Raw genomic sequence first — 17,129 nt, forward strand, 5'->3', positions numbered from 1 at the left:
AGGCTATTGCTGGCGCCGCAGTTTCGCGGCCTCGGCGGCGTTCAGGCGCTGGGCCTCGTCCCGGGCGTAATCCGCTTCCCCAGGCTCGTAGGGGCCGTCATACGAGCAACTATTCCACCAATGGCAGGAACTGCTGCGCTTGGGTTCGTCCGGGCGCGACGCGCAGGCGGAGAGCAGGATGAGGAAGCAGGAGGCGAGCAGGAGTCGATTGAGCATGTGGCGAATTCCTTCGGCCCGTGGCGGGCCATGACCCCCCAAGCTTCTCAGTAATCGCGCCGGCGGTCAACGCGCTCCCCGGCCGGCTACCGGCTCGCCTGGCTGTGATGGTCCTTGAGTATCTCCAGGAACAGATCCAGGGCGCGCGTGCGTGGACGCGAGACTTCCGTGATGGCGCTGATCGTGTTGTCGTACGTGGGGCCGGACGGCACCTCGACCAGCCCGCGCCGCTTGCCGAAGGATGCGGCGTAATACTGCGGCAGCAGTCCCACGTATTTCCCCGAAAGCACCAGCATGGCGACGGCCTCCAGTCCCGAGGCCGTCGGCCCCCGCGAACGGCCCAGCGTTTTCAATGCCTCCAGCACGAAGGGCTGCGAGCGGTAGACGATGGGCAGCGACCCGGCCTCGCGTTTCCTGTCTCGCGCCACATAGAGGCGATGGCGTTCGACGAACAGTTTTTGATAGTCGAAGCCGGGCTCGCGGCGATACATGCCGCGAATCGCCACCTGCACGCGCCGCTCGCGCAGCGCGAGATCGAGCTCGTTGAACGTCATCACGGAAAGCTCGACGACGACCTCCGGCGCCTGCGCGTTGAATGCCGCCAGGGCCTCGGGCAGGCGGCAGCCGACGTCGCTGACGATGTGTTCGACCATGCCGATGGCGAGCGTCCCCGACAACACGCCGCGCACCGCGTCGATTTCCGGCCGGATCCGTTCCAGCGACTTGAGCGCTTCGCGGGCGAAGTCCAATGCCACCTTGCCGGCGTGGGTCAGCACGAAACCGGCGGGGCCGCGTTCGCACAGCCTGGCCCCCAGGGTTTCCTCGACCTCGCGGATGTGGCGGCTGATCGATGCCTTCGACATGTTGAGCTGGCTTTCCGCCGCGGCAAATCCGTTGGCTTGGGCGACCGCGCAGAAAATGCGCAGGGATCGCAGGGAACGTTCGTCGAAAGCGGGGCGCGACATGGCGATGATGAGTCCCGGAAAGGGTGGGCCGGAGAGCCGGAAAAGGTTTCATTTTCTGGAACCATACCAATAAAAAAATTATTTTTCCTCCCCTTTTCGTTGGGATAAAGTCCCTCCCAAGGTTGCTCCAAGGCATGGCCGGCCGATCGACCTTGAAACTTAAAAAATACTAAATCCAAGAGGGAAATCATGAAAATGCAGTCTCGCCGGACATTCATGAAGACGGCGCTCGCCTCGGGCGCGGTCATGGCCTTGCCGGGCCTGGCGCTCGCCGAAGGCGGCACGCTGGCCGATATCAAGAAGCGGGGCAAGCTGACGGTCGGCACGGAAGCGGCCTACGAGCCGTTCGAGTTCGTCGAGAATGGCCAGGTCGTCGGCTACGGCCACGACATACTGGAATTGATGGCCCAAAAGCTGGGCGTGAAACTGGAGCAGATGAACCTGCCGTTCCAGGGCTTGCTGCCCGGATTGATGTCGCACAAGTTCGATTTCGTGGCGACCAGCGTGGGCATCACGCCGGAGCGCGCCAAGCGTTTCGCCTTCAGCGAGCCGGTGGGCGTCGTGCGCTCGGTGCTGATGGTCCGCGCGGGCGACACGTCGATCAAGAAGGACCTCGACATCAGCGGCAAGATCATAGGCACGCAGATGGGCTCGTCGTCGCAGCCCGTCGCGGACGAGTTCGAAAAGGAACTCAAGGAAAAGACGGGCAAGGGCTACGCCGACACCAAGCTCTTCCAGGCCTATCCCGACGTTTCGAACGCGCTGGCCAACAACACCATAGACGTGGCCTTGATGCCCTCGAATATCGCCGCGGTGCAGATGCGGAAACAAGCCGGCGTCTTCCGTATCGTCGGCGAGATCGGCCAGCCCAAGCTCCTGGCCTGGGCCGCCAATCCCAAGGACCTGGAGATCCGCCAATTCATCAACAGTTCGCTCGACGAGTTTCGGTCGTCGGGGAAACTGGCCGAGTTGCAGAAGAAGTGGTTCGGCGGCCCGATGGAGACGCCCCGCGCGGACTATCTGCCCAGCGGCGCCATCTGACGGCGCCCGGTCATGTCGAATTGGCTCGGTTCGAGCGGCGTGATCGCGCCGTTTCTCGAGGGTGTCGCCTCGGGAACGGCCGTCACCCTGGCTACTTCCGCCGTGGCGTTCATTATCGGCCTGGGGCTGGGCATCGTGTTGCTGCTCGCCCGCATCTCGCCGATCGCGCCGCTGCGCGGTTTGGTGATGCTGTGGGTCAGCCTGATTCGCGGCACGCCGGCGCTGGTGCACATGCTGATCGCGTACTACATGGTGCCCGCATTGCTGGATATCTCGATTTCTCCCATCTCCGCCGGGATCGCGGCGCTGGCCTGTAACACCAGCGCCTACATCGTGGAGATCCTGCGCGGCGCGCTGGGGACGATTTCCCGGGGGCAGCGTTTCGCGGGCTACGCGATGGGCATGCGGGTGCCGCAGGTGTGGCGGCATGTGCTGCTGCCGCAGATGATCTACCGCTCCATTCCGCCGCTCACCAGCGAATTCACCATCCTGCTCAAGGCGTCGTCGTTGATGTCGATCATCGCCGTCCCGGAACTGGCGACGGTCGCGCGCAACGCGACGCTGCAGACGGACCTGCCGCTACAGGTATTTGCCGTGACGGCGGTGGTGTACTTCCTGATTCTCTTTTCCATATCGGCCTTGTCGCGCCTGTGCGAACGGCGGGTGTCGAGGATGCTGCCCCATGGCCATTGATTTTTCAGTCGTCCGCGAGGCGATTCCGGTCCTGGGAAGCGGGCTGCGCGTCACCGCGCTGGTGAGCGCCATCGGCATTCCGCTGGGAATATTGATCGGCATCGCCGCCGCCTATTCGGCGCAATCCCGCACCCTGCTTCGTCCGGTGGCGCTGGCCTACGTGGAGCTGGTTCGGAATATTCCTTACCTGATCCTCGTCTACCTGTCTTTCTTCGGGCTGCCCAAGCTCGGCGTGGCCGCGTCGGCGATGTCGGTGGCCATCGGATGCACGGCCTTCTATACCGGCGGCTATTTCTGCGAAATCCTGCGCGCGGCCTTGAAGAGCGTGGCGCGCGGCCAGACCCACGCGGCGCTCTCGTTGGGCATGACCTTCTGGAAGACGCAGAGATACGTGATCGTGCCCCAGTTGTTCGGGTTCCTCATTCCGCCGACGACCAGCCTGGTGATCATGATGTTCAAGGACTCGGCCATCTTTTCGGTGATGAGCCTGCCGGAGATGACCTACCAAAGCAATCTGCTCACCGCGAACACCTTCGCCTACGTGGAGGTGTTGGGAACCACGGCGCTTATCTACTGGCTCAGCAGCCTGCTGATGGCCGGCGTGGGCAGGCGCCTGGAAGCCGCCATCGGACGCACCGCCACCGCATCCCATGGCGCCAGATAAACCGCTCGACACAGCATCGACCAGAGACACTGAGACACTCCCATGACTACCTACACCGTCGCACCCAACACCGGCCATCCGACCTTGCTGTATTCGGAACTCGACCTGGACATCGACAACCTGAAAGCGGACATCGCGGTGCTCGGCATGCCCTACGGCGCGCCGTATGCCCCTTCCGACTTCAGCAACGACCAGACCAACGCGCCTTCCGCGATCCGCCAGGCCACCGACCGCGTCGTGCGCAAGCCGGGCCATTACGACTTCGATATCGACGGACCCCTGCTGCAGGGGCGCACGGACGTCCGCTTCGTCGACTGCGGCGACGTCATTCCGGACCTGACCAAGCCCGGCGAGCATTATGCGCGGGCGGAGGCCGCGGTGCGCAAGATCGTCGCCGGCGGCGCCATGCCCATCGTCCTGGGCGGCGACCACGGGATCACCACGCCGATACTTCGCGGCCTGGACGCCAAGGGGCCCATCACGCTGGTCCACGTCGACGCGCACCTGGATTGGCGCGACGACGTCAATGGCGTGCGCGAGGGTCTGTCCAGCCCGATCCGCCGGGCCTCGGAAATGGCGCACGTCGACCGCATCATCCAGATCGGCCTGCGAGCCCAGGGCAGCGGCCGTCCGGAAGAACTGGTGGCGGCGCGGGCCTACGGCTCGGAACTCGTCACGGCGTACGAGCTGCATGACATCGGCATGGACGCCGTGCTTTCCCGGATTCCCGATGGCGGCAATTACTACCTGACCATCGACGCGGACGGCCTCGATCCTTCCACGATGCCGGCCGTCGCCGGACCGGCTCCCGGCGGCGTCACCTTCGTGCAGGCGCGCAAGCTCATCCACGGCCTGGTCAAGAAGGGCCGCGTGGTGGGCATGGATATCGTGGAGATCCAGCCGCAGAAGGACGACGCCAACATGATTTCCTGCGTGACGGCGGGCCGGCTGATCCTCAACCTGATCGGCGCGTCGATACGCGCGGGATACTTCGACAAATGAGCGCGGCCGTCCCGATCATCGAGCTGCGCGGCGTCGACAAGTGGTATGGCCAGCACCAGGTCCTGAAGCAGTGTTCGACGCGCGTCGACAAGGGCGAGATCGTGGTGGTTTGCGGCCCGTCCGGCTCGGGGAAATCGACGTTGATCAAGACGGTCAACGCGCTCGAACCGTTCCAGAAGGGCGATATCGTCATCGACGATACGTCGCTGTCGGCCAAGCGCTTTCTTTCCAAGATTCTTCCGCATTGAAGTCCCCGGCTGGCGCGGGTTTCCTTGCGTCGGCCCCTTAATCCGAAAACGTGAACGCCATGTCTCATACCCGCATCCGCAAGTTCAACACCCGCGATACCTACCCCGAGCAGAACCTCGACAACGACCTGTGCCAGGCGGTGATCGCCGGCAATACGATCTACCTGAGGGGCCAGATCGGCCAGGACCTCGATACCCGCGAATCGGTCGGCATCGGCGACGTCTCCGCGCAAACCGAAAAGGCCATGGCCAACGTGGCGATGCTGCTGGACGAGTGCGGCAGCAAGCTTGCCGACATCTGCAAGGTGACGGTCTACATCATCGATCCCCGCTATCGCGAAGCGGTCTATAACGTGATGGGCCGTTGGCTGAAGGGCGTTTTCCCCGTCTCGACCGGGATCGTCGTCCAGGCGCTCGCGCGTCCCGAATGGCTGGTCGAGATCGACGTCACGGCAGTCAAGACCGACGCATGAACCGAGGTTCCCTATCATGACCACGCTTAGCCGCAGCGCCGATCTGCTCAAGGAATTGATCGCCTTCCCGACGATTTCCCGCACCTCCAACCTGGCCCTGATCGCGCACGTGGCCGCGTTGCTGGAGGGCGCGGGCATCGCGTGCGAATGGGTCAAGGACGAAGCCGGGACCTGCGCGAACCTGTTCGCCAGCACCGGCCCGGAGGGCGTGCCGGGCATCCTGTTGTCCGGCCACACGGACGTCGTTCCCGTGGCGGGGCAGGCATGGACGACGGAACCCTTCGAAGCGAGCTTGCGGGAGGGACGCATATACGGCCGGGGCGCGGCCGATATGAAGGGTTTCGTCGCCTGCGCGGTGATCGCGATGCTCGACGCCGCCGCCAGGCCGCTGCGCAAGCCGCTGCAACTGGCGCTGTCCTACGACGAGGAGATCGGCTGCGTCGGCGTGCGCCGATTGATAGGGATGCTGGAACAGGCCGCCCTGCGGCCAGAGTTGTGCGTGGTCGGCGAGCCGACCATGATGCAGATCGCCACGGGGCATAAGGGCAAGGCCGCCTATCGCGCCCTCTGCTGCGGGCAGGAGGGCCATTCCGCGTTGGCGCCGCGGTACGTCAACGCCATCCACGTCGCGGCGGATCTCGTCGGCGGCATGCGGGCCGTGCAGCAGACCCTGGCGGACCAGGGCGCGCGAGACGAGGGCTACGACGTGCCGTATTCGACGATACACGTCGGAACCATCAATGGCGGCAAGGCCCTGAACATCGTGCCGAATCAATGCGTCCTGGATTTCGAGATCCGCACGCTGGCGGCGGACCGCCCGGCGGACATCCTGGGACAGGTGCTGGAACGGGTGCCTCGGGACAATGGGTTCGCGCCCGAGATCGAGGAAATGAATACCTATCCCGGGCTGGAGACGAATGCCGCCAGCGATGCCGTGCGTTTCATCGAAAGCCTGCTGCCGGCCGGCACCGGAAAGCGCAAGGTCGCGTTCGGGACCGAGGGCGGCCTGTTCTCGACACGCCTGTCGACGCCCACGGTGGTGTGCGGTCCGGGAGACATCGACGTCGCCCATAAGCCGGACGAGTACGTGTCGCTGGACCAACTGGATGCCTGCGATGCCTTCCTCGCGCGCTTGACCGGGCGGCTGGTCTGAGCGCGCGGCGTGTCGCCTTGCCGCGACACCTGTGATCTGCCCCCAGGTTTCCCAAGACGGCCCCGGGTACCCTACATTACAATATGGTTAATTTGGGTACAAAAACAATCATTTAACATGAGTGTGCCGATAAGCCTGGGTGGGCCTTCCGCCGCGCCCGGGCTCCCATGCCAGGCATGGAGCGGCGCGGCATCCTCGTTTCGTGGAGACCGCCGCCGATGAATTCCCTCGAATCGTTGACGATCGCAAAGAAGCTCTGGCTGTTCGTCCTGAGCGCGGTCCTGGGCCTGGCGATATTGACCGGATTCCTGGTCTGGTCGGAGCGCGGCCTGCTGCTGCATGAACGCGAGCAAGGCGTCAGCCAGGCGGTGGATACGGCCTATGGCGTGCTGCAGTATTACGAGCAAAAGGTCCGCGCTGGTTCCCTGAGCCAAGCCGAAGGCAAGCAACAGGCGCTCGGCGCGATCCGCGGCCTGCGTTACAGCGGCGACGCCTACTTCTTCATCGTCGACACGAACGCCCGCGGCATCATGCACCCGATCTCCCCGGAGCTCGACGGCAAGGACCTGAGCGGCACGACCGATGCCAACGGGGTCCGTTTTTTCCATGACCTGGTTGACCAGGCCAAGGAGAACGGCGCGGGTTCCGTCGACTACGTATGGCCCAAGCCCGGCAGCGATCAACCCGTGCCTAAGATCTCCCACGGACGTCTCTTCACGCCCTGGGGCTGGGTGATCGTCTCCGGGGTCTACGTCGATACCGTCCAGGCCATCTTCATGTCGCGCCTCGCGGAGTCGGTGGGCGTGGCCGCGGTGCTGGCGATATTGTTCGTCGCGGTCGCGATGTTCATCGCGCGGACGGTGACCCAGCCGCTCAATCGCGCGCTCACGGTCGCCGATACGGTGGCGGCCGGCGACCTGACCAGCCGGATCGAAGCCCGCGGCGACAACGAAACGGACCGGCTGCTGCGCTCCCTCGGGAACATGAACGCAAGCTTGGTGAATATCGTCAGCCAGGTGCGCAACGGCTCGGCCATGATCGCCTCGGCTTCGCAACAGGTCGCGGCCGGCAACATGGACCTTTCGGCACGCACGGAGAGACAGGCCGCCGCGCTGGAGGAGACCGCCGCGACGATGGAGCAACTGACCAGCTCCGTGAAGCAGAACGTCGAGAACGTGCAGCAGGCCAACCAGTTGGCGGAATCGGCTTCCTCGATCGCGGGCGAGGGCGGCACGCTCGTCACGCAGGTGATCGAGACGATGGGCGCCATCGACGAGTCCGCGAAGAAGATCTTCGACATCATCCGGGTCATCGACGGCATCGCGTTCCAGACGAATATCCTGGCGCTCAACGCGGCCGTCGAGGCGGCCCGCGCCGGTGAGGCCGGCCGCGGCTTCGCGGTGGTCGCGTCCGAGGTGCGCAACCTGGCCCAGCGTTCGTCGACCGCCGCGCGGGAAATCAAGACGCTGATCGAGGATTCGGCCGGCAAGGTCGATACCGGCACCAGGCTCGTCGACCAGGCGGGCGTGACGATGCGCAACGTCGTGGAGGGCATACAGCGGGTCGCCGCCATCATGTCCGAAATCACGCTGGCCAACCGGCAGCAGGCGGACGGCATCGAACAGGTCAACCAGGCGATCGTGGACATGGACGAGGCGACGCAGCAGAACGCCGCCCTGGTCGAGGAAGCCGCCGCGGCGTCCGCGTCGCTGCGCGAGCAGGCGGAAGCGCTGGCGCAGACGGTCAGCGTGTTCAAGCTGTCGATCGGCCAGGATGCTGCCGGCGCGCCGTCCGCGGTGCTGGCGGCCCCCGTGCAGGTTGGTGTTCGGCGCGGTGGAGACGGACCAGGCCACGGCCACTATCGCGCCATCGCGGCCGAGGCCGTCTAGTCGGCCGTAATGCCCGCCTCCTTGATGATCGCGGACGATTGCTTCGCCTGCGCGCCGATGAAGGCGCCGAACTGTTCCGGCGTGCCGGGGTTGGTGACCACGCCCATGCCGTCCAGCACTTTCTTCACCTCGTCGCTGGCCAGCGCCGTATTGATTTCCTTGTTCAGCCTGGCGACGACGCCGGCGGGCACGCCCTTGGGCGCCATGAAACCCCACCACACGATGGCTTCGTAGTCGGGATAGCCGGCGTCGGTTGCCGACGGGACGTCGGGCAGCAGGGGCAGGCGGCTGCGCCCGGCCACGACGATGGGACGCAGGCGCCCGGCCTTGATCTGGGGCACCACCTGCGGCGGATCCAGCAGCATGAAGGACACGCGGCCCGCGCTCAGGTCGACGATGGCCGGCGCGCCGCCCTTGTAGGGCACGTGCAGCATGCCGGTCTTGGTTACGGACTTGAGCAGTTCCGAGCCCAGGTGCGCCGAGCTGCCGGGGCCGGCCGAGGCGTAGGTGACTTTCGTGGGATCCGACTGGGCGGCCTTGACGACGTCCTTCAAGCTCTTGTACGGCGAATTCGCGGGCACCACCATGATCAAGGGCGACGAGCCCAGGAAGGCAATCGGCGCCAGGTCCGTGAGTTCGGAGAAGGCGCGCTTGGGGTACAGGAAAGGATTCGTGGCCATGCCGTTGGACCCCAGCAGCAAGGTATAGCCGTCGGGCGCGGAGCGGGCGGCGTATTCGTTGCCGATGCTGCCGTTGGCGCCGGAGCGGTTCTCCACGATGATGGACTGGTTCATCTGCTGGCCCAGGCGCTGTCCCACCAGGCGGGCCAGGATGTCGACCGCGCCGCCGGGAGGGAAGGGGACGACGATGCGGATGGGCTTGTCCGGGTAGGCGTCGGCCCGGGCCGGCGTGCTCAAGGGCAGCACGCCCAGCGCCAGGGTTGCGGCCAGGAGCCAGGACGGGATGCGAAATCTTGCGTTCTTCATGTTGTCTCTCGTATGACGTCGGCCCGGGCGGCGCCGTGGCGCTCGCGCGAGCCTGCCGGATGCCGGAAAACTACCGCGCCGCGGGTTCGGGCCAATCCAATACTTGCGCGGCCGCCTTGCCCATGACCCATTCCAGGTCTTCGCCGCGCAGGAAGTCCAGTTCCTTGAGGAAATGATCCACGCACTCCTGATACGTGCAGGGCAGGCGGGTGTAGTCGGACCCCCACATCGTGCGCCGGGGGCCGAAGGCGTCGAAGATGCGACGCAGGTAGGGCTCGATGTTGCCGAAGGGATAAGGCTGGGTGCTGTAGCAGGGCGCCGAGGACATCTTCACGTGGACGTTCTCGTAGCGCGCCAGCGCCAGCAATTCGTCCAGGTCGGCGAAGCAGGCGTCGTCGCGCAGATTGCTCTTGCGCGCCATGTGATCCAGCACCAGCTTCAGCGCGGGATGGCGTTGCGCGATGCGCGGGATCTTGTCGACCAGGCCGGGCACGAACACCATCAACGGTATGCCCAGGCGCTCGCACGCGGCCCAGAACCAATCCTGCGAACCTTCCTCCAGCCAGCCGCTCCACTTGGGTTTGTGGAAGGTGAGGCGGATGCCCAGCATGCCCGGCTGCGCCAGCCAGTTTTCGATGCGCTCGCGTGCGCCGTCGGCTTCCGGATTGAAGCGGCCCATGATCGCCAGCCGCTCGGGGTAGCGCACGGCCGCCTCCAGCGCCGTCAGGTTGTCGTCGCCGACGGGCGAGGGCGGCACGATGATGGCGCGCCGCACGCCGGCGGCGTCCATGGTGGCGATGAATTCCTCCGCCTGCAGGGGCTCTTCCCGATGCGGGCGGGCGCCATCGTAGGCGACGAAAACAGGGCGTTCTATTTCCTCGGCCGGCCACGGGCGGTCGGGCCGGTGCGCCTCCCATAGATGGACCTGGGTGTCGGTAATCAGCAAGTGCGTCTCCTCCGCGATGTTCCCGCGCGGGCAAGGCGAGTCCGGCGGGCTGTGGAGTGCATGGTAAACAGCGCGGCACCTGGACGGAACGGCATTTCCGATCTAGCTGCTATTACAGGAATGAATAGCTGGCGGCGCTACTTCTATCTGTGTGGCGCTATTTGCGGCGCTATTTTTTCGCGCGATTGCGCGAGGCGGGGCGGCCTTGCGGCGCGACGGCCTTGGCGCTCTGGTCCAGGGCCTTGGGCAGGAATTCCCGCATCAGGTCGGCGGTCTGCCGGCTCAGCTCGGTGACGGGCCGTTCGGCGGACGTGGCCAGCGCCAGGACGCTGCTCATGCGTGGCGAGATGATGCGGCGGGCGTTCAGCTTCGCCGCGTCGGCGGCGATGAGCAGCGCGTTCGCGGTAACGATGGCATGGCCGTACCCCCGCGTCACCAGGTCGACGATGCCGCCCACCGCGTCGATTTCCAGGGCGATGGAGATTTTCTTGCCCATGTTGGCCAGGCGGGTCTCCACCAGCATGCGCAGCGGATGCGGACGGCTGGGGATGATAAGGGGAATGTCGGCCACCTCCTTCAGCGCAATGGGCGCGCTGGCGGCCGCGCGCCTGCCGCCGCGCCGCCCGATGAGGAACAGCGCGTCTTCGCGCAAGGGGACGAATTCCACGCTGGGCGAGGGTATGGGGTCGTGCAGCACTGCCACGTCGATGCGCCCGGCCACCAGCCATTCGTGCAGGTGCACCGTAAGGCCTTCCGTAATGCACAGCGTGGCGCGGGGAAACGCGCGCTTGAACTCGGCCACGAAAGGCGCCGTGACGAGGCGGCCGATGGAGTGCGGCACGCCGACCACCACGCGCCCGACCGGGGAGCCCCGCGTTTCCTCGACCTCCTGGCGTGCGCGCTCGAATTGCTGCAGGATGCCGCGCCCGTGCTCGAGCAGGCGCTTGCCGGGCGGGGTAACGCTGACGCCGCGGCCGTTGCGGTACAGCAGCGTCTGGCGCAGTTCGGTCTCCAGGCGCCGCACCTGGCGGCTCAGCGCCGGCTGCGCCACGTCCAGTATGGCGGCGGCTCGCGTGAAGCTGCCCAGCTCGGCGACATGGACGAAGTACTCCAACTGTTTCAGGTCCATGGCGTTCTCCTTGCAGATGGCCGTCCCAGCACCTTTTCGAGAAATGCCGAGAGCGCCGGATTCTGGTGCTGCCGCCGCCATGCCGCATACATGTCGGCATGGACGCCGCGCACTTTCAGCGGGCGGAACTCGATGCCGGGCAGGCAGAGTTCGCGCGCCGACGCCGGCACGATGCCCAGTCCCAGGCCGGCGCGGACGATGCCCAGCAGGGATTGCGTCTGGCTCACGAAATGCACGTAGCGCGGCGCCACGCCGTGTTTGGCCAACATTTTCTCGATCAGGTCGTGGAAGTATTTTCCTTCCTGCGCGGCGTACATGACGAAGGGCTGGCGGTTGAAGGCCGTCAGGGCCAGCGCGGATTGGCCGGCCAGGACGTGGCCGGCGGGGAGGGCGGCCATCATGGGCTCGCGTTCGACGCGCCGGAATTCGAGCGCGCTGTCCGCCGGGATGCGGCGCACCAGCGCCAGGTCGAGCAGGCCGTCGCGCAGGCGCTCCACGAGATGCACCGAGATGTCCTCGTGCAGGTCCACCGCCACTTCCGGCAGGACGCGCGCCGCCTTGGCCAATAGCTCGGGCATGAGCCGATAGGCGCTGGCCGTCGTGTAGCCGAAGTTCACCACGCCCAATTCACCCGCGGCGGCACGCCGCGTCGTCACGCGCGCCTTGCGCGCGCCGGCGATCAGGCGGCGCGCTTCGTCCAGCAGGCAGCGGCCCGCCACGGTCAGGCGGATCTGGCGCTGCGCGCGCGAGAAGAGCTCCACCTCCAGTTCGTTTTCCAGCAGCTTGATCTGCCGGCTCAGCGGCGGTTGCGTCATGCACAGCCTTTCCGCTGCCCGGCCGAAGTGCAGCTCCTCCGCGACGGCGACGAAACACTCCAGTTGGCGGAGATCCATGGATATAAAAATTGGATGAGTAGGAAGAAATTATGACATGGACTTGAATCGAAGCTGTCCCTAGACTGAGTCGCAAAGGCACCCGCTCGCGTGCTGCGCGGCCACCGGCCACGCAGGGCGGAAAGCCGATAAATACATGGAGCGAGACGGATGCTTATAGCCTTGGGGTTGGCGACCATACTCAGCCTGACCGTGCTGTTGTTGATGGACCGGATCTCGGCGGTCGCCGGCCTGATCCTGATACCCACCGTGTTCGCGATCCTCGGGGGATTCGGGCCGGAACTGGGCAAGATGTACGTGGCGGGCGTGAAGACCGTGGCGTCGACGGCGGCGACCTTCGTGTTCGCCATCCTGTACTTCGGCGTGGTGACCGATGCCGGCCTGCTGCGCCCCGTCATCCGCGCCATCGTGCGCCGGGTCGGCGCCTGCCCGCTGCGCATCGCCGTGGGCACGGCCGTGCTTTGCGTGCTGGTGCACCTGGACGGCGCCGCGGCGGTCTGCTTCCTGGTCACCGTCAACGCCATGATGCCGCTCTATGACAAGCTGGGGATGGACCGGCGCGTGCTGGCCTGCATCTGCGGCCTGGGCGCGGGCATCAATATCCTGCCCTGGGTGGCGCCCGTGCTGCGTTCGTCGGCGGTATTGCACATGACGCCGATGGAGATATTCCGGCCGCTTATCGTCCCCGCCGTCGTCGGCGTCCTGTACCTGCTGGCGGTAGCCGCCTACCTGGGCGCGAAGGAGCGGCGCCGCGTGGCCGCGGGCGCCGTCGGCACGGCCGGCGAAGCCGGCGAATGCGGGCATGCGGAAGCGGTGGCCGACGACGACGGGCAACTGGCGCGGCTTTTCTGGTTCAACGCCGTCGTCACCCTGGTCATCCTGGCCGTCATCATCTGGGGCGTCTACCAGCCCATGGTGGTGTTCATGGCGGGCACGGCCATCGTCCTCATCGTGAACTATCCCCGTCCCAGGGACCAGATGGAACGGCTCAATGCCCACGCCAAGGCGGCGCTGATGATGGCTGCCATCCTGCTGGCTTCGGGCGTCTTCGCGGGCGTGTTGCACGAGACCGGCATGCTGAAGGCCATTGCCGAAGGGGCCGCGCACGCCTTCCCGCAAGGGAGCGGACGCTTCATCCCGCTGATCATCGCCCTACTGTCCGCGCCCATGAGCGTCCTGTTCGATCCGGACTCCTATTACTTCGGCGTGCTTCCCATCCTGTCCCAGATGTACGCCAGCCTCGGCGGCGAGCCGGTCGAGGTGGCGCGCGCTTCGCTGATGGGCCTGCACACCGTGGGGGCGACGCTCAGTCCCAACACGCCGGTCACCTTCCTGCTGATCGGCATGACCGGCATCACGCTGGGCCAGCACCAGCGCTACCTCTGGAAGTACGCGCTGGGCGGCAGTTTCGCCATGACGGCGGCGGCGCTGCTGTGCGGCGCCATCGGCATCTGATTCCCTTTCCTTCCTGGTCTTCTTATGAAAATACGCAGCATCACGCCTTATCTTTTCAATCCCCGCAGCGGCAAAAACCTGTTGTTGGTGCGGGTGGAGTCCGACGCGGGCATCCATGGCTGGGGCGAGTGCTACACCAGCCTCCGAAAAGAACAGGTGGTCGAAACCTTCGTGCGGTGCATGGCGCCGTACCTGGTCGGCCGCGACGTGCACGACCTGCGCCACATGTGGCGGATCCTCTTCGACGATTTCGCGATCCGCCGCAATTCGGTGGACCTGTCCTGCGCCTGGAGCGGAATCGAGATCGCGCTGTGGGACATCATCGGCAAGGCCTGCGATCGTCCGGTCCATCAACTGATCGGCGGGCGCCAGCGCAGCCGCGTGCGCGTCTATGCCAACGGCTGGGCCGAGGGGGCCGGCGGCATCGACGACATTTGCGAGGCGGCCCGCCAAGTGGTGGCGGCGGGCTATACCGCCTTGAAGTGGGATCCTTACCAAGGGCCTTGGCGTACCGTCGCCAGCCGGGCGGACGTCGAGCACGCCGTGGCATGCGTCAAGGCGGTGCGCGCCGCGGTGGGGCCGGACGTCGATCTGCTGATCGACGCGCATCGCCGCGTCGGGCCGCAACAGGCCATCGAGTTCGCCCGCCGCATCGAGGAATTCGGCATTCTCCAGTACGAGGATCCCAGCCTGGCCGACAACATCGACCTGGTGGCGCAAGCGCGCGGCCAACTGCGCGTGCCCATCGTATGCGGCGAGACTTTCTATTCGAAGGAGCAGTTCGCCGGCTTGCTGGAGGCGCGGGCGGCGGACGTCATCAACCCCGACGTCTGCGCCTGCGGCGGCATCCTCGCCACCATGGAGCTGGCCGCCATGGCCGAGCCCTACGCCGTGCTGTTCAGCCCGCACAACAACAACAGTACGGTCGTCGGGCTCGCGGCCACGGCGCACGTCTCGCTGGCCGTGTCGAACTTCCTCATCGCCGAATACTTCGTCAATCTGCAGCCCGCCTGCGATGCCTTGACGGCCACGCCCCTGAAGATCGAGAACGGCTGGCTGGAACTGCCGGACAGGCCGGGGCTGGGAATCGACATCGATGTCGAGGAGCTGCGGCGGTGGCCGTACGAGGACTTCGCGTCGAAACGCCTGCGCTTGCCGGAGGACGAATCGCCGCGGGTGCGTCAGGCCTGAGTAGCGCTTCTTCCGCATTGAAAACCGAAGGACCGAAGGGCTGGTCTTACCGGTCTTTCGATGCGTGCAATGGCCGCCATTTATACGGTTCTTTCCTAAGATTTCCTTAAGTTTGCGGCGCCTTCCCAGGCGCCTTTTTCATGCGTGTTTTGCCGAGATGTGGCCTTGCCGCGACACCTGTCATCAGCGTGCAACTTTTACAAGACGTCCCGGACGCCCCACATTAGAATCCCTCAAAATTGTGTACAAAAAACAATATTTTCTATGTAAATGTACCAATTGGGCGGCGAGCGTCTGCGGCGCTTCGCCGAATTCGAGAGCAACATGGGTCGCCATTAAGAATATGCAACAGTTCCTTAGAGACATTACTGTTCGCCGCATGGTTCTCTGCGTGCTTCTGTTGGTGAGCGCGCTGGTAATCGTCCTGGCTTTCCTCGGCACGCGCGGTCTCGTGTACGCCGAGAAAGCGCTGAAAGACAGCGGTGTGTTGTTGAAGCACGTTTCGTCGCTCAATCACGTCAACGATCAACTCGTGCTTGCGCGCCTGCACCTCGTGCAATTGAAGGACTATGCCGCTGCGCGCGACCAGGAGAAACAATCCGCCGAATCGCGCAGCGTCGACGAGGCGCTAGTCGCGGCGCGCCAGAACTTCGAGACCTTCACCCAGAGTGCGCCATCGTATGTGCCGCAGTCCCTGGTCCAGTCGCTGCAGTCCGGCTTCCAGGCGCTGGATCAAGGCATCGCGGGACAGCAGAACTTCCTGGCGGCCGGAGACATCGCACGCGCGGCGGAGCAGGAAGCCAAGGTGGTCGCACCTGCCAGCCGCGCCTTCGCCGATACCCTGGCCCGCTATGAGAGCTACGGCGGCACGCGCGAGGACCAACTACTGCAGGAGGCGCATGAAAACCGCATGGAAAGCTTCATCGGCGCGGCGGTCGTGGCCGGCATCTGCCTGCTGCTGGTGTTGCTGGGCGATCGCTACGTGGTGGCTTGCGTCAAGCGGCCGCTGGACGACATCAAGGGGCATTTCCGGCGTATCGCCGGCGGCGACCTGACCCAGCCCATCGCGCCCTTCGGCAAGAACTGCGTGGGCCAGATCATTCCGTTCCTGGACGATATGCAGAACAGCCTGTCGCGCACCGTGGGCGCCGTGCGCGAGGGCGTGGTGCAGATCAACGGCGGCGCCGCCGGGATCGCGGCCGGCAATAGCGACCTGTCGTCCCGCACCGAGGAGCAGGCGTCGTCGCTGGAAGAAACCGCCGCCAGCATGGAGGAATTGGCCTCCACCGTGCACAACAACGCGCAGAATGCCGGGCACGCCCGCGACATGGCCGCGCAGGCCAGCGAGAACGCGCAGCGCGGCGGCGCGGCCGTACAGCAGGCCGTCGCGACCATGCGCAAGATCTCCGACAGCTCGCGGCGCATCGGCGACATTACCGCCGTGATCGACTCCATCGCTTTCCAGACCAACATCCTGGCGCTCAACGCGGCCGTGGAGGCTGCCCGCGCCGGCGAGCAGGGCAAGGGCTTCGCCGTCGTGGCGAGCGAGGTGCGCACGCTGGCGCAGCGTAGCGCGGCCGCGTCCAAGGAAATCAGGGATCTCATCGCGGCGTCCAGCGCCACCGTGGCGGAAGGCTCCCATCAGGTGGAGGCCGCGGGCGGCACCATGGAGGACATACTGGAATCCGTGCAGCGGCTTGCCACCCTGGTCGGCGAGATCGCCACGGCTTCGCACGAGCAGGCCGCGGGCATCGAGCAGGTCAACACCGCCCTGACGCAGATGGACCAGGTGACGCAGCAGAACGCCGCCCTGGTGGAACAGGCGGCCGCGGCGGCCTCCGCGCTCGAAACCCAGGCCCAGCGCCTGCAAAATGCCGTGGCCCTGTTCCGCCTGGCTGGCGACGGCGGGGCTGGGGGCCTTCCCACCGCGCTCAAGCTCCAGGAGATCGAACATTCGATCCCCGGCGCGGGCGGCGGGCGTCTGGCGCTGCCCGCATAGGCGCATAAGGCGCGTCGAAGCAGGGATCGTAAATATCCGTACAATCGGGTGAATTACAAGGCCAACGATCCCGGGCTTCCCCTGCTCAAAGCATTTCCTTCGCCCGGGCGCGGATTCTTGGCTGACAGCACGCCATCCCGATGGCTATAGCGTTCGTGCCTGGGCGCTAAGGAGATGTTCATCCGT

At 65.6% G+C, this 17,129-nt stretch carries 16 protein-coding genes and 1 pseudogene; 11 read left to right on the top strand and 6 right to left on the bottom strand.

Annotated elements, in window-relative coordinates:
• Positions 1–3: 3 nt before the first annotated feature.
• Positions 4–216 (bottom strand): hypothetical protein, encoded by a 213-nt coding sequence (locus CAL29_RS02035; protein WP_094851336.1) that lies wholly within the window; start codon positions 214–216, stop codon positions 4–6.
• A gap of 86 nt (positions 217–302) precedes the next feature.
• Positions 303–1,181, bottom strand: coding sequence for a LysR family transcriptional regulator (locus tag CAL29_RS02040; RefSeq protein WP_094851337.1), 879 nt, complete (start codon positions 1,179–1,181; stop codon positions 303–305).
• A gap of 189 nt (positions 1,182–1,370) precedes the next feature.
• Between CAL29_RS02040 and CAL29_RS02045 the strand changes: the two genes are divergently transcribed.
• From CAL29_RS02045 to CAL29_RS32165, 8 genes and pseudogenes are all read left to right on the top strand, one after another.
• The gene (locus tag CAL29_RS02045; RefSeq protein ID WP_094851338.1) at positions 1,371–2,222 is read left to right on the top strand and encodes a transporter substrate-binding domain-containing protein; all 852 of its coding nucleotides are present in this window, start codon (positions 1,371–1,373) and stop codon (positions 2,220–2,222) included.
• A gap of 12 nt (positions 2,223–2,234) precedes the next feature.
• Positions 2,235–2,915: an amino acid ABC transporter permease gene (locus CAL29_RS02050; protein WP_094851339.1), complete on the top strand. Its 681-nt coding sequence runs from the start codon at positions 2,235–2,237 to the stop codon at positions 2,913–2,915.
• The gene (locus CAL29_RS02055) at positions 2,905–3,579 is read left to right on the top strand and encodes an amino acid ABC transporter permease (protein WP_094851340.1); all 675 of its coding nucleotides are present in this window, start codon (positions 2,905–2,907) and stop codon (positions 3,577–3,579) included. Before CAL29_RS02050 ends, CAL29_RS02055 begins: the two co-directional genes overlap by 11 nt.
• Positions 3,580–3,621: 42 nt before the next feature.
• Entirely contained in the window at positions 3,622–4,581 is a 960-nt protein-coding gene (locus CAL29_RS02060; RefSeq protein WP_094851341.1) for an agmatinase, read from the top strand.
• Positions 4,582–4,595: 14 nt separating this feature from the next.
• Positions 4,596–4,799, top strand: a pseudogene (locus CAL29_RS02065) (ATP-binding cassette domain-containing protein); the annotation flags it as partial.
• An 89-nt stretch (positions 4,800–4,888) separates the two neighbouring features.
• Complete coding sequence (locus tag CAL29_RS02070) at positions 4,889–5,302, top strand: RidA family protein (RefSeq protein WP_094851342.1); 414 nt, start codon at positions 4,889–4,891, stop codon at positions 5,300–5,302.
• A 16-nt stretch (positions 5,303–5,318) separates the two neighbouring features.
• Positions 5,319–6,455 (top strand): acetylornithine deacetylase, encoded by a 1,137-nt coding sequence (argE, locus tag CAL29_RS02075; RefSeq protein ID WP_094851343.1) that lies wholly within the window; start codon positions 5,319–5,321, stop codon positions 6,453–6,455.
• Between the two features lie 218 nt (positions 6,456–6,673).
• A complete protein-coding gene (locus CAL29_RS32165; RefSeq protein WP_306430671.1) occupies positions 6,674–8,344 on the top strand; it encodes a methyl-accepting chemotaxis protein in 1,671 nt (556 codons plus the stop codon).
• Here CAL29_RS32165 and CAL29_RS02085 read toward each other — a convergent pair.
• From CAL29_RS02085 to CAL29_RS02100, 4 genes are all read right to left on the bottom strand, one after another.
• Complete coding sequence (locus CAL29_RS02085) at positions 8,341–9,330, bottom strand: Bug family tripartite tricarboxylate transporter substrate binding protein (protein WP_094851344.1); 990 nt, start codon at positions 9,328–9,330, stop codon at positions 8,341–8,343. The genes CAL29_RS32165 and CAL29_RS02085 overlap by 4 nt on opposite strands.
• 70 nt (positions 9,331–9,400) lie before the next feature.
• Positions 9,401–10,276 carry an amidohydrolase family protein gene (locus tag CAL29_RS02090; protein WP_179283876.1) on the bottom strand — a complete coding sequence of 292 codons (876 nt, stop codon included), beginning with the start codon at positions 10,274–10,276 and terminating at the stop codon, positions 9,401–9,403.
• A gap of 169 nt (positions 10,277–10,445) precedes the next feature.
• The gene (locus CAL29_RS02095; RefSeq protein ID WP_094851346.1) at positions 10,446–11,405 is read right to left on the bottom strand and encodes a LysR family transcriptional regulator; all 960 of its coding nucleotides are present in this window, start codon (positions 11,403–11,405) and stop codon (positions 10,446–10,448) included.
• A complete protein-coding gene (locus CAL29_RS02100; RefSeq protein WP_094851347.1) occupies positions 11,396–12,298 on the bottom strand; it encodes a LysR family transcriptional regulator in 903 nt (300 codons plus the stop codon). Before CAL29_RS02100 ends, CAL29_RS02095 begins: the two co-directional genes overlap by 10 nt.
• A gap of 150 nt (positions 12,299–12,448) precedes the next feature.
• On the opposite strand from CAL29_RS02100, the gene CAL29_RS02105 reads away from it, so the two are divergent.
• The 3 genes from CAL29_RS02105 to CAL29_RS32170 all read left to right on the top strand — a co-directional run bounded on the left by CAL29_RS02105 (position 12,449) and on the right by CAL29_RS32170 (position 16,943).
• Positions 12,449–13,753: a CitMHS family transporter gene (locus tag CAL29_RS02105; protein WP_094851348.1), complete on the top strand. Its 1,305-nt coding sequence runs from the start codon at positions 12,449–12,451 to the stop codon at positions 13,751–13,753.
• Positions 13,754–13,777: 24 nt separating this feature from the next.
• A complete protein-coding gene (locus CAL29_RS02110) occupies positions 13,778–14,944 on the top strand; it encodes a mandelate racemase/muconate lactonizing enzyme family protein (RefSeq protein ID WP_094851349.1) in 1,167 nt (388 codons plus the stop codon).
• A 343-nt stretch (positions 14,945–15,287) separates the two neighbouring features.
• Entirely contained in the window at positions 15,288–16,943 is a 1,656-nt protein-coding gene (locus tag CAL29_RS32170) for a methyl-accepting chemotaxis protein (RefSeq protein ID WP_094851350.1), read from the top strand.
• Positions 16,944–17,129: the final 186 nt, after the last annotated feature.

The sequence above is a fragment of the Bordetella genomosp. 10 genome, assembly GCF_002261225.1.
Taxonomy (GTDB): domain Bacteria; phylum Pseudomonadota; class Gammaproteobacteria; order Burkholderiales; family Burkholderiaceae_B; genus Bordetella_C.